Genomic DNA, 25,420 nt, shown 5'->3' with positions numbered 1-25,420 from the left:
CTCCAGCCATCTGACTGATTCGGGGCAATTGTCACCCGGGGCGCCGGTTCCCGTACCGGAAAACGCCGAAGGCCCGGCGCGCACGCCGGGCCTTCGGGATGGATCGGGGTCAGAGCACCAGGCGGGCCTTCTGCCAGGCCTCGTGCTCGTCGTCGGTGCCGACCTTGCCGTACATGCCGACCATCAGGAGCACCAGCGCGAGGGTCAGGACCACGACCACCGTCATGATCGAGAAGTTGAGGATGTTGGCGTCGGTCTGGATGAACGCCAGGGCGGCCAGGCCGATGGCCATCAGGGTGTAGGCCAGCCACTGGTTGATCGCCACGTCGAGGTTGCGGCCGATCGCGGTGCCGACCAGGATCACCACGCCGATGAGCACCGACAGCAGCGAGAGGCCCATGTTGGTGCCCTGACCGAGGACCTTGGTGTCGTCCTGGGCGAAGAAGTCGTTGCCGGCGCTGGCGATGATGCCGAGGCCGCCGAAGACGACGAAGTACAGACCAACGAGCCCGCCGATCGCCCGGTAGATCGGCCGCGCGGGGTGGTTGACGGGGGTGTGGGCCATCTCTGCGTCTCCAAAAGACCGTTCGGACGAGGGTTCCGCCGCTGATTGTCGCGTACGCCGGTCAGTGACGCCGCACACCCCCCATGCTCAGCCGGCCGGCAGCTCCTCGGCCAGGGCCAGCCAGGTCTCCTCGGTGCGGTCCCGCTCGGCCCGCACCTCCTTGAGCTGGGCGTCCAGCTCGGCCACCTTCGCGTAGTCGGTGGCGTTGGCGGCGAGCTGCTCGTGCAGGCCCGCCTCCTTCTGCTCCAGCTTGGCGATCTGCCGCTCCAGCCGGGTGAGTTCCTTCTTCGCGACGCGTACCTCGGCGGCGGACATGCCGTCGCGGGCCGGGGCGGCCGTGCCGGGGGTGAGGTCGGCGGGTGCCGGGCCGCCGGCCGCGGCGGCGCGGGCGAGGTACTCGTCGACGCCGCCGGGCAGGTGCACGAGCCGGCCGTCGCCGAACATGCCGTACGCGACGTCGGTGACCCGCTCGATCAGGTAGCGGTCGTGGCTGGCCACCACGATGGTGCCGGGCCAGGAGTCGAGCAGGTCCTCCAGCGCGGCGAGCGTGTCGGTGTCCAGGTCGTTGGTGGGCTCGTCGAGCAGGAGCACGTTGGGTTCGCCGGCGAGCAGCCGCAGCATCTGGAGGCGGCGGCGCTCACCGCCGGACAGGTCGCTCACCGGCGTCCAGAGCCGCCGGTCGTCGAAGCCGAAGATCTCGGCGAGCTGCGACGCGCTGATCTCCCGGTCGCCGAACTGGACACGGCGGGCCACCTCTTCGACCGCCTCCAGGACGCGCAGGTGGCCGGGAAGCTCGGCGAGCTCCTGGGAGAGGAACGCCGGCCGGACGGTCTGCCCGGCGGCGAACCGGCCGCCGTCGGGACCGGTCACCCCGGCGAGCATCCGCAGCAGAGTGGTCTTGCCGGCGCCGTTGCGCCCGAGGATCGCCACCCGGTCGCCGGGACCGACCTGCCAGGTGGTGTCGTGCAGGATCTCCTTGGGGCCGGCGTGCAGGCGGACGTGCTCCAGGTCGTACACCTGCTTGCCGAGGCGGGCGGTGGCGAGCCGTTGCAGCGACATGGTGTCGCGTGGTTCCGGCACGTCGGCGATGAGCGCGTTGGCGGCGTCGATGCGGAACTTGGGCTTGGAGGTGCGCGCCGGCGCGCCCCGGCGCAGCCAGGCGATCTCCTTGCGGAGCAGGTTCTGCCGGCGGGCCTCGGTGGCCGCGGCGACCCGCTGCCGCTCGACGCGGGCCAGCGTCCACGCGGCGAAGCCGCCCTCGTACGCCCGGACGGTCTGGTCGGCGACCTCCCACGTGGTGGTGCAGACGGCGTCCAGGAACCAGCGGTCGTGGGTGACCACGACGAGCGCGCCCTTGCGGCTGACCAGGTGCCGGGCCAGCCAGTCGACGCCGCCGACGTCGAGGTGGTTGGTGGGCTCGTCGAGGACGAGCAGGTCGGCGTCGCGGACCAGCAGCGCGGCGAGCGCGACCCGGCGGCGCTCGCCGCCGGACATCGGGCCCACCGGCGTGTCGAGGCCGAGGTGGGGCATGCCGAGGCCGTCGAGGATGGCCCGGACGCCGGCGTCGCCGGCCCACTCGTGCTCGGCGCCCATGCTCTCGTCCAGCCAGGCGGTGCCGAGGACGACGTCCCGCACGGTGAGGTCGGGGGCCAGGTCCAGGCGCTGCGGCAGCCAGGCCACGCGCAGGTCCCGGCGGTGGGTGACGCGGCCGTCGTCGGGCTCCTCGGTGCGGGTGAGCAGCCGCAGCAGGGTCGACTTGCCGGCGCCGTTGAGGCCGACGACGCCGACCCGGTCGGCGTCGTCGAGGCCGAGCGAGACGTCGGTGAGCAGCGGCCCGGCGGCGCCGTACCCCTTGGACACCCGGTCCAGGTTGACGATGTTGGCCACAGACCCACCCTTCATGACTCAGGCGCCCCGGGGGCCGGGACGCCTGGGTCAAGGGTACGGGGCGTCAGACGACGCGGGCGCCGGCGACCGGGCCGTGGGCGACCCGTGCCTCCCGGCACACCCCGGCGGCGGTCAGCTCGGCGGCGATCCGTCCGGCGTCGGCGGCGTCGGCGGCGAGGAACACACAGGTCGGTCCGGAGCCGGAGACGATCCCGGCGAGCGCGCCGGCGGCCTCGCCCGCCTTGAGCGTCTCGGCCAGGGCGGGACGCATGGTCAGCGCGGCGGCCTGCAGGTCGTTGCCGAGCGTGGCGGCCAGCACCCGGGGGTCCCGCTGCCGCAGCGCGCCGAGCAGCGCATCGGTGCTGCCCAGCGGCTCGCCGGCGGTCCCGGCGTCGCGCAGCCGGTCGAGTTCGCGGTAGGCGGCCGGGGTGGACAGGCCGCCGTCGGCGACGGCCACCACCCAGTGCCAGGAGGTGGGGCGGGCCAGCACCGGGCTGACCGCCTCGCCCCGGCCGGTGCCCAGCGCCGTGCCGCCGTGGATCAGGAACGGCACGTCGGAGCCGAGGTCTGCGGCGATGCCGGCCAGTTCGTCGCGGGACAGGCCGGTGCCCCAGAGCGCGTCGCAGGCGACCAGCGCGGCGGCCGCGTCGGCGCTGCCGCCGGCCAGCCCGCCGGCGAGCGGGATCTGCTTGCGCAGGTGCAGCCGGGCGTGCGGGGCGACACCGGCGTAGCCGGCGAGGGCGTGCGCGGCCCGCATCACCAGGTTCGAGTCGTCCAGGGCCAGCTCGCCGGCGCCCTCGCCCTCCATGGTCAGGGTGAGCGTGTCGCCGCGGCGGGCGGTCAGCTCGTCGTAGATGGAGATCGCGTGGTAGACGGTGTTCAGCTCGTGGTAGCCGTCGCGGCGCAGCGGTCCCACCCCGAGATGCAGGTTGACCTTGGCGGGCACCCGCACCTTGACCGGACCGCTGGCCCCGCGCCGCTGCCCGTCCTCGTCCTCCGGTCGCCAGGCCTCGGTCACCGGGTGAGCTCCCGTGGGCGCAGGCGGATGTCGAACGGCTTCTGCACGGTCAGCTCCTCGGCGGGGTCGGGCAACGGCGCCAGCCTACTGGGCGCCGGCGGAGGCGTCCGGGGCCGACGCGGCGATGGCGGCGAACTGCTCGACGGTGAGTGACTCGCCGCGTGCGCCCGGGTCGACACCGGCCGCGGTGAGCGCCGCGGCGGCCCGGTCCGCGCCGCCGGCCCAACCGGCCAGGGCGGCCCGCAACGTCTTGCGCCGCTGGGCGAACGCGGCGTCGACCACCGCGAAGACGGCCTGCCGGGGTACGTCCGGGCGGGGCGGCTCGCGTCGGGTGAACGCGACCAGGCCGGAGTCGACGTTGGGCACCGGCCAGAACACGTTCGGCGGGACCTTGCCGGCGGAGCGGGAGCGGGCGTACCAGGCGAGCTTGACCGAGGGGATGCCGTAGACCTTGGAGCCGGGGCCGGCGACGAGCCGGTCGGCGACCTCCTTCTGCACCATGACCAGGCCGTGGCGCAGCGTGGGCAGCTCGGCGAGGAGGTGCAGCACCACCGGGACGGCCACGTTGTAGGGCAGGTTCGCCACCAGCGCGGTGGGCGCCGGGTCGGCCAGGTCGGCGGCGGTGACCCGCAGCGCGTCGGCGGGGTGCACGGTGAGCCGGGCGGCGTCCGGGCCGGCGAACCGGGCGGCGGTCTCCGGCAGCGCGGCGGCGAGCGTCGGGTCGAGTTCCACGGCGTGCACGTGCGCGGCCACCGGCAGCAGGGCCAGGGTGAGCGAGCCGAGCCCGGGGCCGACCTCCAGCGCCACGTCGTCCGGGGTCAGACCGGCGGCGGTGACGATCCGGCGGACGGTGTTGGGGTCGTGCACGAAGTTCTGGCCGAGCTTCTTGGTCGGCGTGACGCCGAGCCGCGCGGCGAGTTCCCGGATCTCCGCCGGGCCGAGGAGTCCGGTCACGCCCCGTAGCGTAAGCGCCTGGGCGTTGCCGTTAGGAAGGGCCCCTTCTTATCGCCTGGCGTTAAGAAGGGCCCCCTCCTTTCACCAAGGGCCGAAGGCGCGGTCACCGTTGGTGGAGATGGCCGCGCACAGGGTGTCCAGGTCGGCGCCGGTGGTCTCGGCGAGGAACCGGACGGTCAGCGGGATCAGGTACGACGCGTTCGGCCGTCCCCGGTGCGGCATCGGGGTGAGGTAGGGGGCGTCGGTCTCCACCAGCATCTGCTGCGGCGGGGTGACGGCGGCGGCCTCCCGCAGCGCGGCGGCGCTGCCGAACGTGACGGTGCCGGCGAAGCTGAGCAGGAAGCCGCGGCGGACGCACTCGCGGGCGAAGTCGGCGTCGCCGGAGAAGCAGTGCATGACGACGGTGTCCGGCGCGCCCTCGTCGTCGACGATGCGCAGCACGTCGGCGTGGGCGTCGCGGTCGTGGATGACCAGCGCCTTGCCGTGCCGCTTGGCGATGGCGATGTGCGCGCGGAAGCTGTCCTCCTGCGCGGCCCGCCCCGCGTCGCCGGTGCGGAAGAAGTCCATGCCGGTCTCGCCGACGCCCCGGACCCGGTCCCGGCCGGCCAGCGCCTCGATCTCGCGCAGCGCCTCGTCGAGGTCGGCCAGGCGGGGCGCCTCGTTGGGGTGCAGCGCCACGGTGGCCAGCACCGGGGCGTACCGGTCGGCGACGTCGGCGCCCCACCGGGACGACTCGACGTCCACGCCGACCTGGACGAGCCGGTCGACCCCGACCCGGGCGGCGACGGCGATCGCGGCGGCGACCGGGTCGTCACCGGTGGTGGTGGTGGTGCCGCCGGGCGTCCCGTACTCGCCGACGGTGATGTCGAGGTGGGTGTGGCTGTCCAGCACGGGCCGGGGCAGCGGCTCGGGGGCGGGCGGGAACTCGCCGGCGCGGCGGGCGGCGCGCTGCTTGCGGGTCTCGGTCTGCTCGGTCATCGCGGCCAGCATCACACACCCGCCGGGGCCGACGTTCCCGGACCGCCACCGGCTGTTCACACGGTCAACATCTGGCCGGCTTAGCGTCCCGGGGTGACCGTCACCGACCAGACCGGCGGGGCCGCCTCCGAGCGGACCGGGTTGCGCGTGACGTACGACGGTCGCGTGCACCCGGCCGAGGAGATCGCCCGGGGCGCCGCGTACGAGTTGTTCAGCGCCGACGAGGCCCCCGGCTTCGAGTGGTGCCCCCGGCCCGGGCTGGCCTACCCGTGGCGCAGGTTCGTGCACGCGACCGAGGTGGGCGCGGTGCACGGGGCGGCCGAACCGAGCGAGGACGCGGACCCGCCGCTGCTGATGCCGCTGCACCGGGACCGGGGTTGGGCGTACGTGCACCAGCTCAGCCAGCAGCCGGGGGCGGCCGGCGACCCGACGCTGGCGGCGGTGCGGGCGTCGGCGGTGATCCGGCCGGGCACCCGGATGGTGAAGGTGCTGTCCGCGCGGCAGCTCGCCGGTTACGTGCGGGGTTGGCTGCCGCACGGTTTCTGCTACCGGGAGCACGACGTGGCGCACCTGCGGACGCCGGCGGGGATGGCGGTGCTGCGCGGCGACCCGGAGGGCGGCGACGTGGCGTACGCGTTGCGCTGGCGGGCCGCCGACCCGGCCGACTACGACGTCCCGGTCGGCGCGGCCCACCGGGGGTTGACCGCGCTGCCGCCGCGGGACCGGCTCGGGCCGCCGGTGCTGGGCACCGGATTCGTGCCGAGCAACGCCCAGCTCGTGCCGGAGTTCGTCACCCGGGACTTCGCCGACCTGCCGATGCCGGCGAACGCCACGCTGCTGGCCTATCCGGCCGAGGGGGTGGAGGTCGTGCTCTACACCTACCAGGCGGAGCAGCGCGGCTGGTTGCGTCTGGCCGGCCCGCAGTGGCGGCACCTGCTGGCGGCGGTGCCCGGTCTCTCCGCCGACCAGGAGTACGTGCCGACCGGTGACGCGCCGCGCTCCACCCAGCTCGTCGGCGCGTACGGCGGAACGGAGTACGAGGCGGTGGCCGACCAGCCGGGCGGGTTCCGGGTGCTGGCGATGACCCGGGCGGCCCGCTACCCGGTGGAGGCGGCGGCGCGGCGGCTGCGCGCGGCGTCCTGGCGTGGGGTGCCCTGTCTGGTGCTGCGGGAGGAGGCAGGGTGGTCGCGGTTGCGGCTGTCCCGTCCGGATCCGGACGCGGTGGCCGCGACCGGGGCGCAGTGTCACGAACGGGGTGTCTACGAGGTGTGGGCGCCGGGCGCGGAGCTGGCCGACGACCGGGTGGTGGATCTGCCGTATCCGCAGCGGGGCGCATAGACGGCGGCTGGTCGGGAAGGCGTGGGCGTCCGAGGCCCCACGCAGGAGGATGTTTCCGACATGCCTTTCGTCACCGTCGGTACGGAGAATTCCGCACCCATCGACCTGTACTACGAGGATCACGGCTCCGGTCAGCCGATCGTGCTGATCCACGGGTTCCCGTTCAACGGGGCGACCTGGGAGAAGATGAGCGGTCCGCTGCTCGCCGCCGGATACCGGGTGATCACGTACGACCGGCGCGGTTTCGGGAATTCGGCGCAGCCGGCCTTCGGCTACGACTACGACACGTTCGCCGCCGACCTCGACGTGCTGATGACCGAGTTGGACCTGCGCAACGCGATCCTGATCGGGCACTCGATGGGCACCGGTGAGGTCACCCGCTACCTGGGCGCGTACGGGTCGGACCGGGTGGAGCGAGCGGTCATGATGGCCCCGTTGGCGCCGTACCTGCTGAAGGCGCCCGACGACCCGGAGGGCGTCGACAAGAGCCTCTTCGAGGGGTTCCAGAAGGCGATCATCCAGGACCGGTTCGCCTACCTGGCCCAGTTCTGCGACGCGTTCTTCAACGCGAGCGAGAACCGGGGCAAGCTGGTCAGCGACGAGGCCTACCACGCGCACTGGCAGATCGGCGCGCAGGCGTCGGCCAAGGGCACCCACGACTCGGTGGACGCCTGGCAGACCGACTTCCGCGGTGACCTGCCGAACATCGACGTGCCGGTGCTGATCATCCAGGGTGACAAGGACAACGTGCTGCCGTACCCGGTGACGGGTCAGCGGCTGGTGAACATGCTGTCCGACGCCAAGTTGGTCACGCTCAAGGGCGCGCCGCACGGCACGCCGTGGACGCATCCCACGGAGGTCAACAAGGCCATCATGGAGTTCATCGGCAAGCCGAGCATGGCGACCGCCTGACCGGGCGGACGACCGCGGCCCCGGGGATCCCCCGGGGCCGCGGTCCCGCGTGCGTGGTCAGCCGGCGAGGCGGGCCAGTTCCTCGTCCACGACGGACGGGTCGAGCTTGCGGAACACCGGCTTCGGCGCCGCGAGCGGCCGGCCCACCTCCAGGGGTACGGACTCCCAGCGCGCCCCGACCGTGTAGTCGCCGGTCAGCACCGGGTACGCCGGCCCGCCGTCGAGGTCGTCGACTTCCTCGATGACCGGCATCGGCGCGTGCGTGCCGGTGCCGCCGAGCAGCTCGTGGATCTTCTGGGCGGAGTGCGGCAGGAACGGGGTGAGCAGCGTGTTGGCGTCGCTGACCACCTGGAGCGCGACGTGCAGGATGGTGCCCATCCGGGGCTTGTCGTCGTCGCCCTTGAGCTTCCACGGCGCCTGCTCGGACAGGTACTTGTTGGCTTCCGCGACGACCTTCATGGCCTCGCCGATGGCCTGCTTCTGCCGGTGCCGGGCGATCAGGTCGCCGACCACGCCGAAGCCGGCCTTCGCGGTGTCCAGCAGCGCCCGGTCGGCGTCGGTGAGCCCGGCCGGGTCGACCGGCGGGACAGCGCCGAAGTTCTTCGCCGCCATCGACACGGACCGGTTGACCAGGTTGCCCCAGCCGGCGACCAGCTCGTCGTTGTTGCGGCGGAGGAACTCGGCCCAGGTGAAGTCGGTGTCGTTGCTCTCCGGGCCGGCCACCGCGATGAAGTAGCGCAGCGCGTCGGCGTCGTAGCGCTCCAGGAAGTCCCGGACGTAGATGACCACCTTGCGGGAGGAGGAGAACTTCCGCCCCTCCATGGTCAGGTATTCGCTGGAGACGACCTCGGTGGGCAGGTTGAGCCGGCCCAGGTCGCCGGGCTCGCCGTCGCGGGAACCCTCGCCGGAGTAGCCGCCGAGCAGGGCCGGCCAGATCACCGAGTGGAAGACGATGTTGTCCTTGCCCATGAAGTAGTAGGAGCGGGCGTCCTTCCCCTCGCCGTCGGTCGACCACCACCTGCGCCACGCCTCCGGGTCGCCGGAGCGGCGGGCCCACTCGATGGAGGCGGACAGGTAGCCGATGACCGCGTCGAACCAGACGTAGATCCGCTTGTCGGACCGGTCCTGCCAGCCGTCGAGCGGGATCGGCACGCCCCACTCCAGGTCGCGGGTGATGGCCCGGGGCTGGAGGTCGTCGAGCAGGTTGCGGGAGAAGCGCAGCACGTTGGGCCGCCAGCCGTCCCGGCTGTCGAGCCACTGCCGCAGCGCGTCGGCCAGGGCGGGGAGGTCGAGGAAGAAGTGCTCGGTCTCCACGAACTCCGGCGTCTCGCCGTTGATCTTGGACTTGGGGTCGATCAGGTCGATCGGGTCGAGCTGGTTGCCGCAGTTGTCGCACTGGTCACCGCGCGCGCTGTCGTAGCCGCAGATCGGGCAGGTGCCCTCGATGTAGCGGTCGGGCAGGGTGCGGCCGGTGGACGGGGAGATCGCCCCGGTGGTGACCTTCGGGACGATGTAGCCGTTGCGGTAGAGCCCGGTGAACAGCTCCTGCACCACCGCGTAGTGGTTGCGGGTGGTGGTCCGGGTGAACAGGTCGTAGGACAGGCCCAGCGCCCGCAGGTCCTCGGCGATCACCCGGTTGTAGCGGTCCGCCAGCTCGCGCGGCGTGACGCCCTCGGCGTCGGCCTGCACCTGGATCGGGGTGCCGTGCTCGTCGGTGCCCGAGACCATGAGCACGTCGTGGCCGGCCATCCGCATGTACCGGGCGAAGACGTCGGAGGGAACGCCGAATCCGGATACGTGGCCGATGTGGCGCGGGCCGTTGGCGTAGGGCCAGGCGACCGCGGCGAGAACGTGACTCATGAGCGTCAAGCCTAGTGAGTGCTCCGGGGCACCCGCGAACCAATAGGCCGGCCGTTCCCGCCGTACGCCCGATTTGTCGCCGACACGCGGCCTGAGCTGCCCGGCGAGCCCGGTGCGGCGGTGTGAAATGAACGTCGTGACCAGTAGACCAGCGGCACCGGAGCCGTCGGCGGCCGCCGCGCGGGCCGCGCGGCCGGCGACCGGCGCGCCGGTCGCCCCGCAGCCCCGGCTCGACCCGACGGATCCGCCGGTCGAGGTGGAGCCGACCACCGGGGCGCCGGTGGACGCCGTGCCCCGCCGGGTGCCGGTGCGGCAGCCCCGGTGGCAACGCCGGGGCGCGCCGGCGGGCGACGACACCGCCGTCTGGGCGCCGATCGAGAAGGTGCACTGGGACGGCACGCCCCTGCGCGACGAACCGCGTCGCCGGACCGGTCGCCCCCGCGCCCGCCGGGAGCCGGTCCGCCCGGCCCACCCGCCGGATCCGCCCGCCGGCCTGGCGGCGCTGCTGACGCTGAGCCTGCTCGCCGCGTTCTTCGCCTGGGTGAGCGCCGGGCCGTTCTGGCTGGCGGTGGGGCACTCCACCGGCGGCACGGTAATGATCACCGAGTGTGTCGGGGGCGGGCTGACCCAGCGCTGCCGGGGGATCTTCCTGGCCGACGGCGACCGGTTCCAGGCCCACGGCGTGCGGGTCAGCGGCGTGCCGGCCGGTCGCACCGCCACCGGCAGCACGCTGCCCGCCCGGATGACCGGGCCGCAGGGCTCCACCGCCTACGCGGACACCGGGCCCGGCCGGCACCTGCGGTGGCTGCTCGGGCTGGCCCTGGTGGCGGGCTGCGCCGCCGCGATCCCCCGGTGGACCGGCGCCACCCGGCTCGCGGACGAGCGGCAGCGGCGCTGGGCGGTGGGGCTGGCGCTGGCCGGCCCGCTGCTGATCACCGTCGGCTTCCTCGCCGCCGCCTGGTGAGGCGGGCCGCCGATCAGCGGTGCACGATCTCGTAGACCTCGCGGCGACGCAGCCCGTAGGCGGTCGCGACCTCGGTGATCGCGTCCCGCCGGGACGTCCCGGCCGCCTCGCGCTCGTCGACCGCGGCGCGCAGCGTCTCGTCGTCCGGCCGGGCCGCCGGCTGCGGTGACGCGCCGGCCACCACCAACGTGATCTCGCCACGCACGTCGCCCGCGGCGGCCCACTCGGCCAGCTCGCCGAGCGGCCGGCGGACCACCTCCTCGTAGGTCTTGGTCAGCTCCCGGCAGAGCGCGGCGGGCCGGTCCGGACCGAACGCCTCGGCCAGGTCGGCCAGCGCCCCGGTGATCCGGTGCGGCGCCTCGAAGAGCACCAGCGTGCGCTCCTCGGCGGCGAGCGCGCGCAGCCGGGACCGTCGGGCGCCGGGGGTGCGGGGCAGGAAACCCTCGAAGCAGAACCGGTCGCAGGGCAGCCCGGACAGCGCCAGCGCGGTGGTGACCGCGCTCGGCCCGGGGGCCGCGGTCACCGGGACACCGGCGTCCAGCGCGGCGCGGACCAGCCGGTAGCCGGGGTCGGAGACGCTCGGCATGCCGCCGTCGGTGACCAGGGCGATCGTGTAACCGGCGGTCAGCACGTCGACCAGTTCGGGGGTACGCCGCTCCTCGTTGCCCTCGAAGTAGGAGACGATCCGGCCGGGCACCGTGACGTCCAGGTCGCGGGCCAGCCGGGTGAGCCGCCGGGTGTCCTCGGCGGCGACCACGTCGGCGGTGGCGAGCGCCTCGCGGAACCGGGCGGACGCGTCGGCCGGGTTGCCCAGTGGCGCACCGAGCAGCACCAGTCGCCCGACCTCGGACATTTCACCCACGGCGTGCGCTCCCTCATCGACGGTCGTACCAATTTCGGAGACGACGTACGCCACCGGGCACCCTCGCAGCCTACGATCGCCGGGTGACGAGTGCGTCGACAGCACAGAGCGCGAACGCCGAGCTTTCTCCCGACGACCGGGCCACCGGCTCCCCGGGCGACACCGGCGGGGGTGGGATCCCGGCCGCCGTCCGCCGCCGGCTCGCCACCGTCGACGACCGCATCGGTCGGGGGCAGGCCTGGCTGGCCACCGCGGTGGTGGTGGCGATCGCCGCGATCCTGCGCTTCGTCGGGCTCAGCCACCCGCCGGGCAAGATCTTCGACGAGACCTACTACGCCAAGGACGCGTACGGGCTCATCGACCGCGGGGTCGAGTGGAACTACAAGGACAACGGCCCGTCGTACGTGGTCCACCCGCCACTGGGCAAGTGGCTGATCGGGCTCGGCGAGTGGGCCTTCGGCTACCAGGACGCGGAGACCAACATCTCCGTGCCGGGGCACCTCGTGACGACCGCCCCGGAGTTCGGCTGGCGCTTCGGCGCGGCGCTGGCCGGCACGGTGTCGGTGCTGCTGCTGGTACGCATCGGTCGGCGGATGTTCCGGTCCACGGTGCTCGGCTGCGCGGCCGGCCTGCTGCTCGCGCTGGACGGCTTCCACCTGGTGCTGTCCCGCTCGGCCATCCTCGACATCTTCCTGCTGCTGTTCGTGCTGGCCGCGTTCGGCGCGCTGGTGCTCGACCGGGACGCCCGACGGCGGCGGTGGGCGCGGGCGCTGGAGGCGGGTCTCGACCCGACGCTGCGGGGGCGGGCCGGGCGGCCGGCGTCGGGCTGGCGGGACTGGCCGTGGTGGCGGTTCGCGGCCGGGGTGCTGCTCGGCTGCGCCTGCGCGGTGAAGTGGAGCGGGCTCTACTTCGTGCCGGCGTTCGCATTGCTGGTGCTGCTCTGGGAGGTCGGGGTCCGCCGGTCGGCCGGGGTCCGTCACCCGTGGCGGGACGCGGTCCTCGACGAGCTGCCCTGGCTGCTGGTGGCCGGCGTGCTGATGGTGGCCACCTACGTGGCGACCTGGTCGGGGTGGCTGCTCAGCGACGACGGCTACTACCGCCTGGCCGCCCGCTACCCGAACACCCCCGGGCTGAGCGACACCCCGGTCATCGGTCCCCTGATCAATTTGTGGGAATACCACAAGGCCGCGTACGGCTTCCACACCCAGCTCGACGACCCGCACAAGTACCAGTCCTGGCCGTGGCAGTGGCTGCTGCTCGGCCGGCCGGTGGCGTTCTACTGGTCCGGCGACGGCAACTGCGGCGCGTCGAGCTGCGCCTCCGAGGTGCTGCTGCTGGGCACCCCGCTGCTCTGGTGGTCGTTCCTGCCGGCGCTGGCCGCGACCGTCTGGCTGGGTCTGGCCCGGCGCGACTGGCGGGCCGGGGCCATCCTGCTCAGCGTGGCCGCCGGCCTGCTGCCCTGGTTCTGGTTCGCGCTGGACGGGCGGACGATGTTCTCGTTCTACGCCGCGCCGGCGGTGCCGTTCCTGGTGCTCGCGGTGGTCTACGTGCTCGGCGCGATCGCGACCCCCGCACCGGTCTCCGCAACGGCGCCGCCACCGAGCGCCGAGCAGGTCGGCGACCGACGGCTGGTGGGCGGGATCATCGCGGGCGCCTACGTGCTGCTGGTGGCGCTCTGCTTCGGCTACTTCTATCCGGTGTTCGTCGGGCGGCTGCTGCCCTATGCCGACTGGTCCGCCCGGATGTGGCTGGACGGTCGCTGGATCTGACCCCGGCCGAACGGGGGGCACGAAAAAGCGCGCCCCGATCGCCTGCCACGGGGGAAGCGGGCGATTGGGGCGCGCAAGACAGAGCTTAACCACACTCCGGCAGCGGCACAACGGGTGCGGGTCGGTCAGATTTCCGACCAATGCGCCACCCCCCGAAAGGTTTACATCGGGCAGCTAACGGTGGGTCATCTTCCGGAAGCTCAGCGGGGCCGACGGAGGGGCGCCCGGGGAGGGGCCGACCCGGATGATCTTCCTAAGTGGATCTCACTACACTTCGCCCGGTGATCAACAAGAGACGATCGACGGCCGTCCTCATCGGACTGCTGGCGGCGACCGCGATGATCGGTCCGAGCCCCGCCGGGGCCGACGACGAGACCACCGAACCCGCCGCCGAGCCGCCCAAGGTCGAGCTGGTCCTCGACGTCAGCGGCTCGATGCGGGCCCGCGACATCGACGGGCGCAGCCGGATCTCCGTCGCCCAGCAGGCGTTCAACGAGGTGGTCGACGGCCTGCCCGACGAGACACAGCTCGGCATCCGGGTGCTCGGCGCGACCTACCGGGGCAAGGACAAGAAACAGGGCTGCCTGGACACGCAGCAGATCGTGCCGGTTGGCCCGGTGGACCGCGCGGCGGCCAAGGCCGCGGTCGCCGGGCTGCGACCGACCGGCTTCACCCCGGTCGGTCTCGCGCTGCGCTCCGCCGCGCAGGACCTGGGCACCGGCAGCACCGCCCGGCGGATCGTGCTGATCACCGACGGCGAGGACACCTGTGCGCCGCCCGACCCGTGCGAGGTCGCCCGCGAGCTGGCCGCCCAGGGCACCCGGCTCGTCGTCGACACGCTGGGCCTGGCCCCGGACGAGAAGGTACGCCGGCAGCTGCTCTGCATCGCCGGCGCGACCGGCGGCACGTACACGGCGGCGCAGAGCGCCGACGAGCTGACCGGCCGGATCAAGCAACTGGTCGACCGGGCCCGGGACACGTACACGGCCACCCCGGCCGTGGTCGGCGGCGCGGCGGCCTGCGACGGCGCGCCGCTGCTCGCACCCGGCGTCTACAGCGACCGGGAGAAGTTCTCCGAGCACCGCTGGTACCGCGTGCCGGTGCGCCCCGGGCAGGAGCTGCGCGCCTCGGTCAGCGTCGCGCTGGACCGCCCGGTCAACCCGGACTACGGCGTGCTGCTGCGGGCCACCGCGCCGGACGGGCGGGAGCTGGTCCGCGGCGTCGACGCCGGCAGCGGGCGCACCGACGTGGTCTCGGCCGGCCTGCGCTGGTCGGCCGCCGAGGAGGAGGACGCGGCGAGCCCGGAGCCGACCCCCGACGGGACGCAGGCCGCGCGGACCGTCTGCCTGGTGGTCAGCAACTCGTTCGCGGCCCGGGCCGGCACCCGGGCCGAACCGGGGATGCCGGTCGAGCTGACCGTGGACGTGGTCGCCGCCTCCCCCGCCCCGGACGGGCCGGACCTTGGCCGAGGCTGGGTCCTGCTGCTCCTGCTCACCGTGGCCGGCCTGGTCACCGGGCTGCTCGCCGGCCTGCTCACCCGCTGGTGGGTGGCCACGTGGAGGGAGAACTGAGGATGCGTACCCCGATTCGCCTCGCGGCGGCGACGGCCGCCGCGGGCCTGGCCCTCACCCCGGCCGCGGCCCTCGCCGCCCCCAGCCCGTCGCCGGGCGCGACCACCGTGACCAAGGCCGGCACCTCGTTCCTCACCGCCACCACCGTCACGGCCGGCCAGCCGGTACGGGTGGGCGCCTCCACCGGCGACCACCTGTACTGGTCGTTCCGCGCCGACGCCGGCCAGGTCCACGAGGTCGGCGTCACGGTCACCTTCCCCAAGCGACGCAGCGGCGCGTCCACCTGGACGGTCGACGTCTTCGACGGACTGCGCCGCCGGCAGGCCTGCACGGCCGGCGCGCAGACCCCCACCGCGGACCCGGCGGCGACCAGCGTGACGCTCGGCTGCACGCTGCGGCGGGTGCGGCCGTGGGCCGAGCCGTGGTCGGGCGACCCCCTGCCCGGCACCTACTACGTCCGGCTCTCCGTCACCGACCTGCCCGAGCCGGACCTCGGTCTGCCGATCGAGGTGGACATGCTGGTCGGCGCCGCCGACTCCGGCGGCGCCTCCGGCGACGACGGTGAGCTGGCCGCGCCCCTGGTGCCGAACACGCGGGCCGGGACGCTGCTGACCGCCGAGCCGACGCCCGAGCCGGTGGCCGAGGAGGAGACCGACCTGACCGGCTGGCTCCCCGAGGCCGGCTCGCGCTGGGTCTGGACCGGCGTGGGCGGTGTGCTCGCCGCCGTGGCCGGCGTGGCCGGTTTCGCCCTCACCCGCCGGCCCCGCCGCCCCTAGAACCGCGACCGGTGGCCGTCGTGCACCCGACGCGGCGGCCACCGGGAGCGCCGGGCTGCTTAGAACGTCCGCGGGCCGCGGGGCACCCATCCGATGAACCGGTCCTGGAGCGCGGTGACCGGCGCGGCGCGCAGGTCGTGCGTGGCGGCGGCGAGACACGAGCCGAGGTAGACGCTCAACGACGCCCGGTCGACCTCGTACTCGTGCAGCAGATGGTGGCGTTTCGTGGCGCACGGCCAGTCGTCGCCGCACGAGCCGCAGGTCCAGTCGGGGGTCACGGGGACATGTTCGCCGGCCCGTGGTTCCGACGCCTCCGCACCGGGCGTCATCGGCGACTCCTTCCAGTTCGTACCAGTGGTGTGTGGACGCTGCCTCCCCCGCGACGTTGGTTCAGCGCCGCAGCACGCTCCCGCGTTACGGTACGTTCACCGAGTGTCCCCGTCACCCACCGACGCTCGTGCGTGACCTGCTGCCGTCCACCGTCGCCGTGGCGGTGGCCGGCCCGGCCGACTGGTCCGGCGAGCTGCTGCCGGCCGAGCTGGCCGGGCTGGGCGACCGCGCGGTGCCCAGCCGCCGGCGTGACTTCACCGCCGGCCGGATGTGCGCCCGCCGGGCGCTCGCCGCGCTCGGGCTGCCGCCCACGCCGGTGCCCGCCGGCCCCGACCGCGCCCCGGTCTGGCCGACCGGTGTGGTGGGCGCGATCACCCACACCGAGGGCTACTGCGCCGCCGCCGTCGCCCGCGCCGCCGACCTGCGCGCGGTCGGCATCGACGCCGAGCGCCACCGGGCGCTCTCCCCCGGCGTACGGCGGAAGGTGTGCCGCCCCGACGAGGAGGCGGAGCTGGCCCGCCTGCCCGCCGGGCTGCCCTGGCCGACGGTGGTGTTCAGCGCCAAGGAGACCGTCTACAAGATCTGGCACCCGGTCGTCGGCACCTGGCTGGGCTTCCCCGACGCACGGGTCACGCTCGACCTCGACGCGGGGACGTTCCGGGCGGAGATCGCTCCGGCCCGGCTCGCCGCCGCTCCGGTGGCCGATCCGCCGACCTCGATGACCGGTCGGTTCGCCGTCGACGACGATCTGGTCCGCACCGCCGCCGTTCTGCCACGTCGGTGAGGGCCTGACGGTCTGGTTGCCGCCGGCTTGTACCGTCGTTCCGACTGAAAATCCCGAAGGTGCCCAAGGAGTACGGTGAGCCACCCTCAGCCTCCGTCCGGGTCTCAGGACCCGAACCAGCAGCCGCCGGAACCGCCCACACAGGCGTTTCCCACCGCGCCGATGCCGCCGGTGTCGGGCAGCCCGTACGCGCCGCCGCCCGCCCCGGGCACGCCGCCGACCTCGGGCGCGCCGTACGCTCCGCAGCCGCCGACCTCCGGCGCGCCGTACCCGCCGCCGCCCGCGCCGACCGAGGCGTACCCGTCGTACCAGCCGCCGGCCGCGCCCACCGAGGCGTACCCGTCGTACCAGCCGCCCGCGCCGACGGAGGCGTACCCGCCCGCGCCGCCGGCCTCGGGCGCGCCGTATCCGCCGCCGGGTGGCGCGTACCCGCCGCCGGGTGGCTACCCGCCGCCCGGTGGGCAGCCGCCCTACCCGCCGCCGCCCGGGCAGTACCCGGCGTCCGGGCCGTACCCGCCCCCGCCGGGGCAGCCGTTCGGGCCGCCGGCCAAGAAGTCCAGCAAGAACGTCTGGATCACGGTCGGCATCGTGGCGGCGGTCATGCTGCTGCTCTGCTGCGGCGGTGGCATCTTCGCGATCTACAGTGGCGCGAAGAAGACCAAGGAAGCGATCGACACGCTGCCCACCCCGGGCGTCACCTACAGCAACCCGATCGGTGACACCCCGACCGGCGACACCTCCAGCACGCCGCAGCCGGGCACGACCGACGACAAGACCTTCAACATGCCCGCCGGCGACAAGCTGATCGTCAACGACGACGAGGGCACCGTCGAGATCACCGTCGGCAACTTCCGAACCAAGAGCGCCGCGTGCCGGGAGTTCATGCCGGGCCCGAAGAACGGCACCTTCCTGATCGCCGACGTGACCGCCGAGGTCACCAAGGGCACCGGGTCGATCAACCCGTTCTTCTTCACCTGGAAGGCGGCGGACGGCACCGAGGAGAACGGCATCGGTGGCGCCTTCTCCGGCTGCGGCAAGCTGATGACCTCGGGCAACAACCTGCCCACCGGCTCCAAGCGCAGCGGCCAGCTGATCTTCGACGTGAAGGACCAGAACGGCGTCGTCGAGTACGAGCACCACCTGCGTACCGCCGGGTCCTGGAAGCCCTGACCCCGCGTGACCCCGCACGGGGGCCGGTCCCCTCCGGGACCGGCCCCCGTGTCCGTTCGGGCGGTCCCGCCGGGCCGTCCGGACATTTCCATGTGCATGTGCCCACCGCCGGTTGCCACGCTCGGCGCATGGCTCACGAGACCACGATCCCGCTGCTGCCGTGTCGTTCCCTGGACGACGTGGCGCCCTTCTACCAGGCCCTCGGCTTCCAGGTCACGCACCGGCAGGCGCGGCCGAACCCCTACCTGGCCCTGCGCCGGGACGACCTGAACCTGCACTTCTTCGGCATGCCCGAGTTCGACCCGGCCACCTCGTACGGCAGTTGTCTGGTCGTGGTGGACGACCTGGTCGCCATCCACCGCGCCTTCGCCGCGGGCCTGCGCGCCGCCTACGGGAAGGTGCTCGTCTCCGGCGTGCCCCGGATGACCCGGCCCCGACCCCGGGCCAACCAGGACGGGCACTCCGGGTTCAGCATCGTCGACCCCGGCGGCAACTGGATCCGGTTCGTGGGCCGCGCCACCGCGCCCGACACCGACGACGACCGGGGCGGGTTGGCCCGCGCGCTGCGCAACGCCGTGGTGCAGGCCGACTCGCGCGGCCGACCGGATCAGGCGGTCCGGATCCTCGACGGCGCGCTGGCCCGACCGGACGCCGCCGACGACCCGGCCACGCACGTCGAGGCGCTGGTCTACCGCGCCGAGCTGGCCCTGGTGCTCGACCGGCCGGAGGACGCGCGGGAGTGGCTGCGCCGGGCCGGGGCGGTGCCGCTGGACGAGGAACTGCGCGACCGGCTGGCCGACACGCTGCGGCACGCCGCCGACCTGACCGCCGCTCTGCCGCCCGGGTAGCCGCCCCCACCCCGCACCGCCGGGACCGGGCGTGGTGGACGCCGGGAGTCGCGGACGGGCGCGCTGGACGCGCTGGCTCGCCGACCGGTGCGGTGAGTGCCGCCCGGGCGAGTGGGTGCGCGGAGGCGCCGCCCGGCCGCATGGAGCGCGGGTTTGCCGCCCGGGCCAGCGGGGACGCGGCCGGGACAGGCGGCGACGGTGGCCGCGCGACGATCCGGGGAGGCGGCGATGAGCGTCGAGCGTGCGAAGGACGACCTGGAGGACCTGGCCGGCCCGGCGCGGGCACAGCTGGGCAACCTGAACCGGGACGAACGCGCCGAGGCCGACCGCGTGCGGGAGCTGGACGAGGTCCGAGGCAATCGGCCCGGCGAACACGTCCAGGAAGACGCCCGCGACGCCCGGGACGACTTCTCCAGCTGACCGACTCTCGGCCCGCTTGAGATCTTGGTACGAAACGGCCCCCCTGAGGGCCATTTCGTACCAAGATCTGCGGCAGCCCGCCCCGGGAAGGCGACGATTGGGGTAGGTGGGGCGGGGTCGGCCGGGCCGATCGGTCGGGTGTCTGTCGGACGGGCGGGCGGCGTGCGACCTACCGGCCGGAGTTGCTGGTCGGCCGGGCGCGCACGGGTCCCGCCGGTTGGTCCGGATCCCGCGACTCAACGTTTTGACCTGCTGCCGGAGCGTCGCCTGGGAGCGCTCCGATTGACCGCTGGCAATCGTTGCGCGCGCCAGCAGACTGTGGTGCGTGACGAACCCATCACCGCACCACCCCGGGCCCGTTCCGTTCGGCCCGACGTACCCGACGCCGAGGCAGTCGTGGTGGCGCCGACTCTCTGGCGGAGCCAAGGTCGCGGTCGTGTCCGCGGGCGTGGTCGTGCTGTGCTGCTGCGGCGGTGTGGCGATCGGCGCCGCCACCGACTCCCCGGGCGGACCGGGCAAGAAGGATGCCGCACCAGCCACGTCCGCCCCTAGCGAAGTCGAGGCGGCGGCACCGGCACCGGCGGTCGTTGATCTACCAAGCTCAACGCCGACCGCAACCCCGACCGAGGCGAGCCCGAGCGCCTCTCCGTCGCCTCAGGTGCAGATCAGGACCGTCACCTCGACCGCGAAGATCGCCTATTCCACCCGGACGGTCAAGGACCCCACCCTCGCGAAGGGGACCAAGAAGGTACGGACTCGCGGCGTCACCGGAGTCCGCACCCTCACCTACCAGGTGACCGTCACCGACGGGGTGCAGACCTCGAAGAAGCTGCTCCGGTCCGTGGTCACGAAGCAGCCGGTCACGCAGGTGGTCGCGGTCGGCACCAAGCAGACGCGCCAGTGCGACCCGAACTACAGCGGAGCGTGCGTGCCGATCGCGAGCGACGTGGACTGCTCCGGAGGCAGCGGCGACGGTCCGGCGTACGTGACCGGTCCGGTCGGGGTCATCGGCAGCGACATCTACGACCTGGATCGCGACGGCGACGGGATCGGCTGCGACTGATCCCGCGGAAGCCCGGTACGACACTCGCCTGAGGACGGTCGGGCGGCTTCCTCGCCCCTATGCTGGCCCGATGGTTCTCGCTGACGCCACCGGCTCCTGGATCGGCACCAACGGCTTCCGGCTGATGCCCGCCGACCCGCTCGCCGAGTCGCCCGCGACGCTGACCGTGGCGACGGCTGCCGGCGGCCACCTGACCACGGTGTCGTACTCGTGGGCGCACCCGACGGACGGGCCGCAGGACGGGCTGCTCGTGATCGCCGCCGGGGACGAGCCGGGTTCGCTGGCCGCCTGGTGGGGCGACTCGTGGCACCAGCAGCCCACCGCGATGACGCTCGCCGGCACGACGGGCGGGGTGCCGGAGGTCGAGCTGTCCGCCGAGTACGGCGGCGGCTGGGGGTGGCGGATCACCCTCGACGCCGCCGACCCGACGACGGTGCGGTTGCGGATGGAGAACGTGGTGCCCGCCGACCAGGCGGACCCGGACACGCCTGCCGGCCCTTACCCGGTCATGGTCGCCGACCTGCGCCGTGCCTGAGCCCGGTCAGGCCGAGGCGTCGAGAATCTCCCGGAGCCGGGCGGCGAACTCGTCCGGCTTGCCGGCGTAGCCGCCCTGGTCGCCGAGGAAGCCGCCGTGGTGGCTGGGGAAGACCGCCGGCCGCCCGCCGAGCAGCTCGGCCGCCGCCGCCGTCGTGCGCGCGGTGAGGGTCTCCGCGGACTCCTCGCCGACCGCGAGGACGACCCGGGTACGCGTCACGCGTAGCGCCTCGACGTCCGGCCGGTAGCTGGTGACCGCCGTGGACCGGTCGGAGAGCAGCGGGTCGTCCCGGGTGCCGTCGTCAGCGGTCGGCAGCCCGAACGCGGCCGGGTCCGGCGCGGGCCGGGCGAAGTAGTCGTCGGTGAACTCGCCCCGCCAGGACGTCATGGCCATGAACGCGGCCATGCCGGCGCCCCAGCCGCGCTTGTCGTACGCCTCCTGGCAGGCGGCCGTGGCCCGCGCGGCGGCCTCGGCGTCGGGGAGCAGCGCGACCAGCGGCGGTTCGTGCGCCACCAGCGTGGCCACCGTGCCCGGGTACGCCGCCACCAGGGCGAGCGCGGTCACCGCCCCGCCGCTGCTGGCGAACATGTCGACCGGACCCGCGCCGAGGGCGTCGACGACGGCGCGTACGTCCGCGGCCTGGACCTCGGGCACGGCGTCGGTGCGACCGTCCTTGCGCACGCTGCGGCCGAGCCCGCGCGGGTCGTACGTGACGACGGTGCGGTCCGGGAAGTGCGAGGCCAGCACGGTGAAGCCGTCGGCGCACATCGGCTGGCCGATCATGAACAGGGGCCGGTGCGCGCCGGCGGCCGCGCGGGGTTCGTGCACGTCGTAGACGAGGTCGACCTCGGGTGTCTGGAGCGTCTGTGTGGTCATGCCCTGTCGACCGGCGTCGGGCCGGAAAGTCATCGGCCGGCGCGAAAGGCACGGCTCGCGGCGGTGTCGACGCCCACCGCCGCGAGCCGCGCCGTCGCGGTCAGCTCACCGTGCCGGTGACGGTGCCCCCGGACTCGGTGACGTGGTAGGTCAGCGTGGTGCCGCTCCAGAAGTGGAACGTCAGGGTGACCCGCTGGCCGTCGTTGACCTCGGCGAAGAACTCGGGCTTCAGCGTGATCGTGTTGCTGCTGTAGTTCGGCGCGAAGGTCACGTCGAACTCCTTGAACGACGTCCAGTTCTGCGGGCCGGCGTTGCTGCCGTCGGCGTACCTGGCCTCCATGGTGGCCAGCTGGTCGCCCCGGAACTGCGCCGGCAGGGTGAACCCGCCGGCCGGGCCGGTGGCGTTGCCGAGCACCGGCGGGTCGTACGTGATGATGCTGATCCGCCACGGCACGCCGGCGGAGAAGCGGGCCTGGAGGTTGGCGTTCACGCCGTACGCGCGGGAGCCGACCAGCCGGGTCAGCGCGGACGCGGTGAGCGTGAGGGTGCTGCCGGAGATCGTGTAGTCGGTGCCGTTGACCAGGTCGGTGGTGCCCTGGCGCAGCCCCTGGAACGTGGTGCCGTTCAGGTTGAGCGTCAGGCTCTTGGCGGTGATCGAGCCGGTGCGCGGCACGTACACCTGATCGCTGGACGCGGTGCCGGAGCGGGTGGTCCAGCTCGACCTGATCTGCGCGAACAGCTCGGGGTCCTTCCACACGAAGGACGTCCGGTCGAAGTGCTGGCCGTTGTCCCAGAGCTGGGTGGTCAGCTTGCGGCTGCGCGCGTAGTGGCCGAGGAACTCGAAGAACTTCAGCTTCTCGCCCTGTTCGATGGTGCCGGTGTGGCGGTCGAAGCCGAGCAGGCCGTACTCGCCGATGATGACCGGGATGTTGCGGGCGACGAAGGCGTTGTGGACCCGGTCGAACTGGTCGGTCAGGTCCTGCTGCACGGTCGCGTCGAACCGGGTGCCGCCGGCGATGTTGACGCTGAACGGCCAGTAGCCGTAGAAGTGCACGGTGGCGATCAGGTTCGGGTCGTTCAGGGAGTTGAACGTGCTGGTCAGCTCGTCGACCCGGGCCTGCTCGGCGGAGGTGTGCAGGGTCGGCAGCACGAGCAGCCGGCTGGCGTTGCCGCCGCCGGACTGGCGGACGATGCGGTGGAACGAGGTGTTCAGCTCGTTGAGCAGGCTGGCGTTCTGCGCGTCGCCGGAGCTGCCGGTGAACTGCGGCTCGTTGACGCTCTCGAAGACGAGCTTCGACGAGCTGTCCCGGAACGCGGCGGCGATCTGGGTCCAGAGCGCGTTGTAGCGGTTCAGCACGGTGGTGCGGTCGGTGGGCATCGTGTTGATCCACTGCCACGAGTCGTGGTGGATGTTGATCACCACGTAGAAGCCGTCCGCGAGGGCCCAGCCGACCACCTCGCGTACCCGGCTGAGCCAGGCCGCGTCGATGGTGTAGTTCGGCGCACCGCCGTGGTGGTTGCTCCAGGTCACCGGGATCCGGATGCTGTTGAAGCCCTGTGCCCGCACGTTGTCCAGCAGCGCCTGGGTCACCCGCGGGTTGCCCCACGCCGTCTCGTCCGCCCCGACGGCGTCGAACGAGTTGCCGAGGTTCCAGCCGGGCTGCATGGCGGCGACGGCCGCCATCGCGTTGCCGGCCGGCGGCGGCGTGGTGGGGGGCGGGGTGGTTGGGGGCGGCGTGGTGGGCGGGGGCGTGGTGGTGGGCGGCGGCGTGGTCCCGCCGACGCCGCCGGTGCAGGCCACCCCGTTGAGCGAGAACGAGGTCGGCGCGGTGTTGGCGCCGGACCAGGATCCGTTGAAGCCGAACGAGACGCTGCCGTTGGTGGGGATCGCGGCGTTGTAGCTGACGTTGGTGGCGGTGACCTGGGCGCCGGAGGAGGTGACCGTGGCGTTCCACGCCTGGGTGACCTGCTGGCCGGACGGGAACGTCCAGCGCAGGTTCCAGCCGTTGACCGGGTCACCGAGATTGGTCACGGAGACGTTGGCGGTGAAGCCGCCGGCCCACTGGCTGGCGGTCGTGTAGCTCACGCGGCAGCCGGCCGCCGCCTGGGCGTTGGTCGCCAGGAGGGCGGTGCCGGCCACGAGCGTCGCGGCGGTCGCCGCGACCAGGCCGACCCGCAATCGGGCCCGGTTCGCGGTACGGGAAAAGCCGAGCATCGGGATTCCTTCGTGGTGGGGTGTGCGCGTGGACGGGACAGGCGGGGCGCGCACCCGCCCAGCGCGAGAGTAAGTTTGGATTCCAAACATTGTCAATCGGCACCGATAGATGCACGTGGCGTTCGCGAAGCATGCGCGGTCGGCGCGGTACCGACCGGCCGCGCAACGCCCGCCCGTAAGGTGCGAGGACACCGCGATCGAGGGGAGACACAGTGGAACGTGTGACGGGCATCGGCGGGGTCTTCTTCCGCGCCCAGAACCCGGACCGGGTCAACCGCTGGTACGCCACCCACCTCGGGGTCGACCTGGCGCCGGAGTCCTACGAGGTCTCCTCCTGGTGGCAGCAGGCCGGCCCCACCGTCCTGGCGGCCATGCCACCGGACTCCGAGCACTTCGGCGGCGCGGAGCACTCCTGGTCGCTCAACTTCCGGGTCGCCGACCTGGATGCCATGGTCACCCAACTCCGCGGCGCGGGCATCGCCGTCGAGGTCGACCCGGAGGAGTACCCGAACGGCCGGTTCGCCAGCCTGCGCGATCCGGAGGGCAACGTCGTCCAGCTCTGGCAGCCGGACGGAGCCGACAGCCGCGGGCCGCAGGACTGACAGAAGGCCGTCCCCGCCGAGCGGGAACGGCCTTCGAACTGGGTGGAGCTGAGGGGATTTGAACCCCTGACCCCCTCGATGCGAACGAGGTGCGCTACCGGTCTGCGCCACAGCCCCCCGCTGGCGAACCAGCGTTGATCCCACCCGGCTCGCACCGGGCGGGTCGGCGACAAGGCTAACAGGTCGCACGCCCGCCACGCGAATCACCCCACCGGACCCGGCAGCGCCAGGTTGGGGAAGTGGAGGCATCCGGCGCACTGGGACACCGCCACTTCCCCGAACTGGAGTCGATCAAGAGAGGTCAGGCGCCTCGGCCGGACTGGTAGGGGCGGCCGCGCAGGCCACCCGCCCGTCGGTAGGACACCGAGCCACCGCTCGCGGCCGGGGGCAGGTCCGCCGGGCGGTCCAGGCCCATCGCCGTACGCCGGACCGCCTCGCGCTGGGCGGCCAGCCGGCGCTGCGCCTCCCGCCGGGCCGCCGCGCGGCGGGCCTGCTCACGGCGCACCTCGGCCTGGCGGGCGGCCAGCCAGGCGGCTTCCCGGGCCTCCGCGCGCCGCCGCCGGCGCTCGGCCAGGGCGCGCTGGCGCAGGTGCACGACGTACGCGACGAGCAACGCGCCGGTCACCGAGACGCTGATCCAGAACCCGGGGCCGACCAGCACCACGCCGACCAGCTCGACCAGGTTGAGCAGCAGCAGCGCGGCGAGCACCCGGCGACGCCGGTAGACCGCGGGGGTGTGCCGACGCCGGGGCGGGTGCCGTCGGCGGGACTGCGCCGGGACGGCCGAGACGGGCCGGAGCCGGCCGGAGCGGCGCCGCACGGGTGGCGCGGAGACCGGCCGGGCGAGACTGCCCGTGTCGGAGTCCTCACTGAGGGTGACCACGAGGGCGCGCGGCGGGTGCAGCGGTCGCCGCCCGGGCACGGTCCGGCGTCGACGCTGGCGCTGGAGCACCCGCGCCGTCGACTGCGCCCGCTCCGCCACCAGCCGCTCGGTGGCGTCGTACCGGCGGACCAGCGCCGGAGCGAGGGCGAGCAGACCGGCGGCGGCGAGGACGGCGAGGAGCACCGACGTGGGCACCCTCACCCCTCCCGTCACCAAGTTCGGGGCGAGCGCCACACGGCC

At 73.7% G+C, this 25,420-nt stretch carries 24 protein-coding genes and 1 tRNA gene; 13 read left to right on the top strand and 12 right to left on the bottom strand.

Annotated features, from left to right (window positions below; translation table 11 throughout):
• Window positions 1–109 precede the first annotated feature (109 nt).
• The 5 genes from ACN27B_RS13510 to ACN27B_RS13490 all read right to left on the bottom strand — a co-directional run bounded on the left by ACN27B_RS13510 (window position 110) and on the right by ACN27B_RS13490 (window position 5,414).
• Window positions 110–565, bottom strand: a complete 456-nt coding sequence (locus tag ACN27B_RS13510) for a DUF4383 domain-containing protein (protein WP_422745234.1) — start codon at window positions 563–565, stop codon at window positions 110–112.
• Window positions 566–652: 87 nt separating this feature from the next.
• The gene (locus ACN27B_RS13505; protein WP_099162653.1) at window positions 653–2,452 is read right to left on the bottom strand and encodes an ABC-F family ATP-binding cassette domain-containing protein; all 1,800 of its coding nucleotides are present in this window, start codon (window positions 2,450–2,452) and stop codon (window positions 653–655) included.
• Window positions 2,453–2,516: 64 nt separating this feature from the next.
• The gene (locus ACN27B_RS13500; protein ID WP_099162654.1) at window positions 2,517–3,470 is read right to left on the bottom strand and encodes a 4-(cytidine 5'-diphospho)-2-C-methyl-D-erythritol kinase; all 954 of its coding nucleotides are present in this window, start codon (window positions 3,468–3,470) and stop codon (window positions 2,517–2,519) included.
• Between the two features lie 84 nt (window positions 3,471–3,554).
• A complete protein-coding gene (rsmA, locus tag ACN27B_RS13495; protein ID WP_099162655.1) occupies window positions 3,555–4,424 on the bottom strand; it encodes a 16S rRNA (adenine(1518)-N(6)/adenine(1519)-N(6))-dimethyltransferase RsmA in 870 nt (289 codons plus the stop codon).
• A gap of 81 nt (window positions 4,425–4,505) precedes the next feature.
• On the bottom strand, window positions 4,506–5,414 hold the full coding sequence (locus tag ACN27B_RS13490; protein WP_422745231.1) for a TatD family hydrolase: 909 nt from the start codon (window positions 5,412–5,414) through the stop codon (window positions 4,506–4,508).
• An 81-nt stretch (window positions 5,415–5,495) separates the two neighbouring features.
• Here ACN27B_RS13490 and ACN27B_RS13485 point away from each other — a divergent pair, with 81 nt between their 5' ends.
• Window positions 5,496–6,740 carry a hypothetical protein gene (locus ACN27B_RS13485; protein WP_422745229.1) on the top strand — a complete coding sequence of 415 codons (1,245 nt, stop codon included), beginning with the start codon at window positions 5,496–5,498 and terminating at the stop codon, window positions 6,738–6,740.
• A gap of 60 nt (window positions 6,741–6,800) precedes the next feature.
• Window positions 6,801–7,652, top strand: a complete 852-nt coding sequence (locus tag ACN27B_RS13480) for an alpha/beta fold hydrolase (RefSeq protein ID WP_422745227.1) — start codon at window positions 6,801–6,803, stop codon at window positions 7,650–7,652.
• Window positions 7,653–7,709: 57 nt separating this feature from the next.
• On the opposite strand, the gene metG is transcribed toward ACN27B_RS13480, so the two are convergent.
• Window positions 7,710–9,512 (bottom strand): methionine--tRNA ligase, encoded by a 1,803-nt coding sequence (metG, locus tag ACN27B_RS13475; protein WP_099162658.1) that lies wholly within the window; start codon window positions 9,510–9,512, stop codon window positions 7,710–7,712.
• 127 nt (window positions 9,513–9,639) lie between these two features.
• On the opposite strand from metG, the gene ACN27B_RS13470 reads away from it, so the two are divergent.
• On the top strand, window positions 9,640–10,476 hold the full coding sequence (locus tag ACN27B_RS13470; RefSeq protein WP_253865963.1) for a hypothetical protein: 837 nt from the start codon (window positions 9,640–9,642) through the stop codon (window positions 10,474–10,476).
• A gap of 13 nt (window positions 10,477–10,489) precedes the next feature.
• On the opposite strand, the gene rsmI is transcribed toward ACN27B_RS13470, so the two are convergent.
• Window positions 10,490–11,329, bottom strand: coding sequence for a 16S rRNA (cytidine(1402)-2'-O)-methyltransferase (gene rsmI / locus ACN27B_RS13465; RefSeq protein WP_422745960.1), 840 nt, complete (start codon window positions 11,327–11,329; stop codon window positions 10,490–10,492).
• A gap of 92 nt (window positions 11,330–11,421) precedes the next feature.
• Here rsmI and ACN27B_RS13460 point away from each other — a divergent pair, with 92 nt between their 5' ends.
• The 3 genes from ACN27B_RS13460 to ACN27B_RS13450 all read left to right on the top strand — a co-directional run bounded on the left by ACN27B_RS13460 (window position 11,422) and on the right by ACN27B_RS13450 (window position 15,454).
• Window positions 11,422–13,107, top strand: coding sequence for a dolichyl-phosphate-mannose--protein mannosyltransferase (locus tag ACN27B_RS13460; protein ID WP_355526577.1), 1,686 nt, complete (start codon window positions 11,422–11,424; stop codon window positions 13,105–13,107).
• A 281-nt stretch (window positions 13,108–13,388) separates the two neighbouring features.
• Entirely contained in the window at window positions 13,389–14,678 is a 1,290-nt protein-coding gene (locus tag ACN27B_RS13455; RefSeq protein WP_099162660.1) for a VWA domain-containing protein, read from the top strand.
• Between the two features lie 2 nt (window positions 14,679–14,680).
• A complete protein-coding gene (locus ACN27B_RS13450) occupies window positions 14,681–15,454 on the top strand; it encodes a peptidase (protein WP_422745224.1) in 774 nt (257 codons plus the stop codon).
• Window positions 15,455–15,513: 59 nt separating this feature from the next.
• Here the strand turns inward: ACN27B_RS13450 and ACN27B_RS13445 are convergent, their stop codons facing one another.
• Window positions 15,514–15,732 (bottom strand): hypothetical protein, encoded by a 219-nt coding sequence (locus tag ACN27B_RS13445; protein ID WP_342672788.1) that lies wholly within the window; start codon window positions 15,730–15,732, stop codon window positions 15,514–15,516.
• A 179-nt stretch (window positions 15,733–15,911) separates the two neighbouring features.
• Between ACN27B_RS13445 and ACN27B_RS13440 the strand changes: the two genes are divergently transcribed.
• From ACN27B_RS13440 to ACN27B_RS13415, 6 genes are all read left to right on the top strand, one after another.
• On the top strand, window positions 15,912–16,568 hold the full coding sequence (locus ACN27B_RS13440) for a 4'-phosphopantetheinyl transferase family protein (RefSeq protein WP_422745221.1): 657 nt from the start codon (window positions 15,912–15,914) through the stop codon (window positions 16,566–16,568).
• Window positions 16,569–16,730: 162 nt separating this feature from the next.
• The gene (locus ACN27B_RS13435; RefSeq protein ID WP_422745219.1) at window positions 16,731–17,738 is read left to right on the top strand and encodes a hypothetical protein; all 1,008 of its coding nucleotides are present in this window, start codon (window positions 16,731–16,733) and stop codon (window positions 17,736–17,738) included.
• A 128-nt stretch (window positions 17,739–17,866) separates the two neighbouring features.
• Window positions 17,867–18,586 (top strand): hypothetical protein, encoded by a 720-nt coding sequence (locus ACN27B_RS13430; RefSeq protein ID WP_099162664.1) that lies wholly within the window; start codon window positions 17,867–17,869, stop codon window positions 18,584–18,586.
• A gap of 228 nt (window positions 18,587–18,814) precedes the next feature.
• Window positions 18,815–19,006, top strand: a complete 192-nt coding sequence (locus ACN27B_RS13425; protein ID WP_091582568.1) for a general stress protein CsbD — start codon at window positions 18,815–18,817, stop codon at window positions 19,004–19,006.
• 436 nt (window positions 19,007–19,442) lie between these two features.
• On the top strand, window positions 19,443–20,069 hold the full coding sequence (locus ACN27B_RS13420) for a G5 domain-containing protein (RefSeq protein WP_422745217.1): 627 nt from the start codon (window positions 19,443–19,445) through the stop codon (window positions 20,067–20,069).
• Between the two features lie 70 nt (window positions 20,070–20,139).
• Window positions 20,140–20,604: a hypothetical protein gene (locus tag ACN27B_RS13415; protein ID WP_099162667.1), complete on the top strand. Its 465-nt coding sequence runs from the start codon at window positions 20,140–20,142 to the stop codon at window positions 20,602–20,604.
• A gap of 6 nt (window positions 20,605–20,610) precedes the next feature.
• Here ACN27B_RS13415 and ACN27B_RS13410 read toward each other — a convergent pair whose 3' ends face one another.
• Together ACN27B_RS13410 and ACN27B_RS13405 are read right to left on the bottom strand one after the other, a co-directional pair.
• Window positions 20,611–21,480: an alpha/beta fold hydrolase gene (locus ACN27B_RS13410; RefSeq protein WP_422745215.1), complete on the bottom strand. Its 870-nt coding sequence runs from the start codon at window positions 21,478–21,480 to the stop codon at window positions 20,611–20,613.
• Between the two features lie 100 nt (window positions 21,481–21,580).
• Window positions 21,581–23,695 carry a cellulase family glycosylhydrolase gene (locus tag ACN27B_RS13405; RefSeq protein WP_422745213.1) on the bottom strand — a complete coding sequence of 705 codons (2,115 nt, stop codon included), beginning with the start codon at window positions 23,693–23,695 and terminating at the stop codon, window positions 21,581–21,583.
• Between the two features lie 212 nt (window positions 23,696–23,907).
• Between ACN27B_RS13405 and ACN27B_RS13400 the strand changes: the two genes are divergently transcribed.
• Entirely contained in the window at window positions 23,908–24,297 is a 390-nt protein-coding gene (locus tag ACN27B_RS13400) for a VOC family protein (RefSeq protein ID WP_422745211.1), read from the top strand.
• A gap of 43 nt (window positions 24,298–24,340) precedes the next feature.
• On the opposite strand, the gene ACN27B_RS13395 is transcribed toward ACN27B_RS13400, so the two are convergent.
• Window positions 24,341–24,414: transfer RNA gene (locus ACN27B_RS13395), tRNA-Ala, on the bottom strand.
• Between the two features lie 184 nt (window positions 24,415–24,598).
• The gene (locus tag ACN27B_RS13390; RefSeq protein ID WP_176558730.1) at window positions 24,599–25,381 is read right to left on the bottom strand and encodes a hypothetical protein; all 783 of its coding nucleotides are present in this window, start codon (window positions 25,379–25,381) and stop codon (window positions 24,599–24,601) included.
• Window positions 25,382–25,420 lie beyond the last annotated feature (39 nt).

Source organism: Micromonospora sp. WMMD754, assembly GCF_049315235.1.
In the GTDB taxonomy this organism is placed as follows: Bacteria; Actinomycetota; Actinomycetes; order Mycobacteriales; family Micromonosporaceae; genus Micromonospora; species Micromonospora sediminicola.
The sequence above is the reverse complement of the archived record's forward strand: the minus strand, read 5'-3'. Positions and strand labels throughout refer to the sequence as shown.

What these genes read in the sequence shown, in the direction of transcription:
- ACN27B_RS13415 (WP_099162667.1), top strand. Translation starts at nt 20,140, where the DNA reads ATGGTTCTCGCTGACGCCACCGGCTCCTGGATCGGCACCAACGGCTTC.
- ACN27B_RS13450 (WP_422745224.1), top strand. Translation starts at nt 14,681, where the DNA reads ATGCGTACCCCGATTCGCCTCGCGGCGGCGACGGCCGCCGCGGGCCTG.
- ACN27B_RS13430 (WP_099162664.1), top strand. Translation starts at nt 17,867, where the DNA reads ATGGCTCACGAGACCACGATCCCGCTGCTGCCGTGTCGTTCCCTGGAC.
- ACN27B_RS13470 (WP_253865963.1), top strand. Translation starts at nt 9,640, where the DNA reads ATGAACGTCGTGACCAGTAGACCAGCGGCACCGGAGCCGTCGGCGGCC.
- ACN27B_RS13435 (WP_422745219.1), top strand. Translation starts at nt 16,731, where the DNA reads ATGCCGCCGGTGTCGGGCAGCCCGTACGCGCCGCCGCCCGCCCCGGGC.
- ACN27B_RS13490 (WP_422745231.1), bottom strand. Translation starts at nt 5,414, where the DNA reads ATGCTGGCCGCGATGACCGAGCAGACCGAGACCCGCAAGCAGCGCGCC.
- ACN27B_RS13425 (WP_091582568.1), top strand. Translation starts at nt 18,815, where the DNA reads ATGAGCGTCGAGCGTGCGAAGGACGACCTGGAGGACCTGGCCGGCCCG.
- ACN27B_RS13510 (WP_422745234.1), bottom strand. Translation starts at nt 565, where the DNA reads ATGGCCCACACCCCCGTCAACCACCCCGCGCGGCCGATCTACCGGGCG.
- ACN27B_RS13410 (WP_422745215.1), bottom strand. Translation starts at nt 21,480, where the DNA reads ATGACCACACAGACGCTCCAGACACCCGAGGTCGACCTCGTCTACGAC.
- ACN27B_RS13480 (WP_422745227.1), top strand. Translation starts at nt 6,801, where the DNA reads ATGCCTTTCGTCACCGTCGGTACGGAGAATTCCGCACCCATCGACCTG.
- metG (WP_099162658.1), bottom strand. Translation starts at nt 9,512, where the DNA reads ATGAGTCACGTTCTCGCCGCGGTCGCCTGGCCCTACGCCAACGGCCCG.
- rsmI (WP_422745960.1), bottom strand. Translation starts at nt 11,329, where the DNA reads ATGTCCGAGGTCGGGCGACTGGTGCTGCTCGGTGCGCCACTGGGCAAC.
- ACN27B_RS13405 (WP_422745213.1), bottom strand. Translation starts at nt 23,695, where the DNA reads ATGCTCGGCTTTTCCCGTACCGCGAACCGGGCCCGATTGCGGGTCGGC.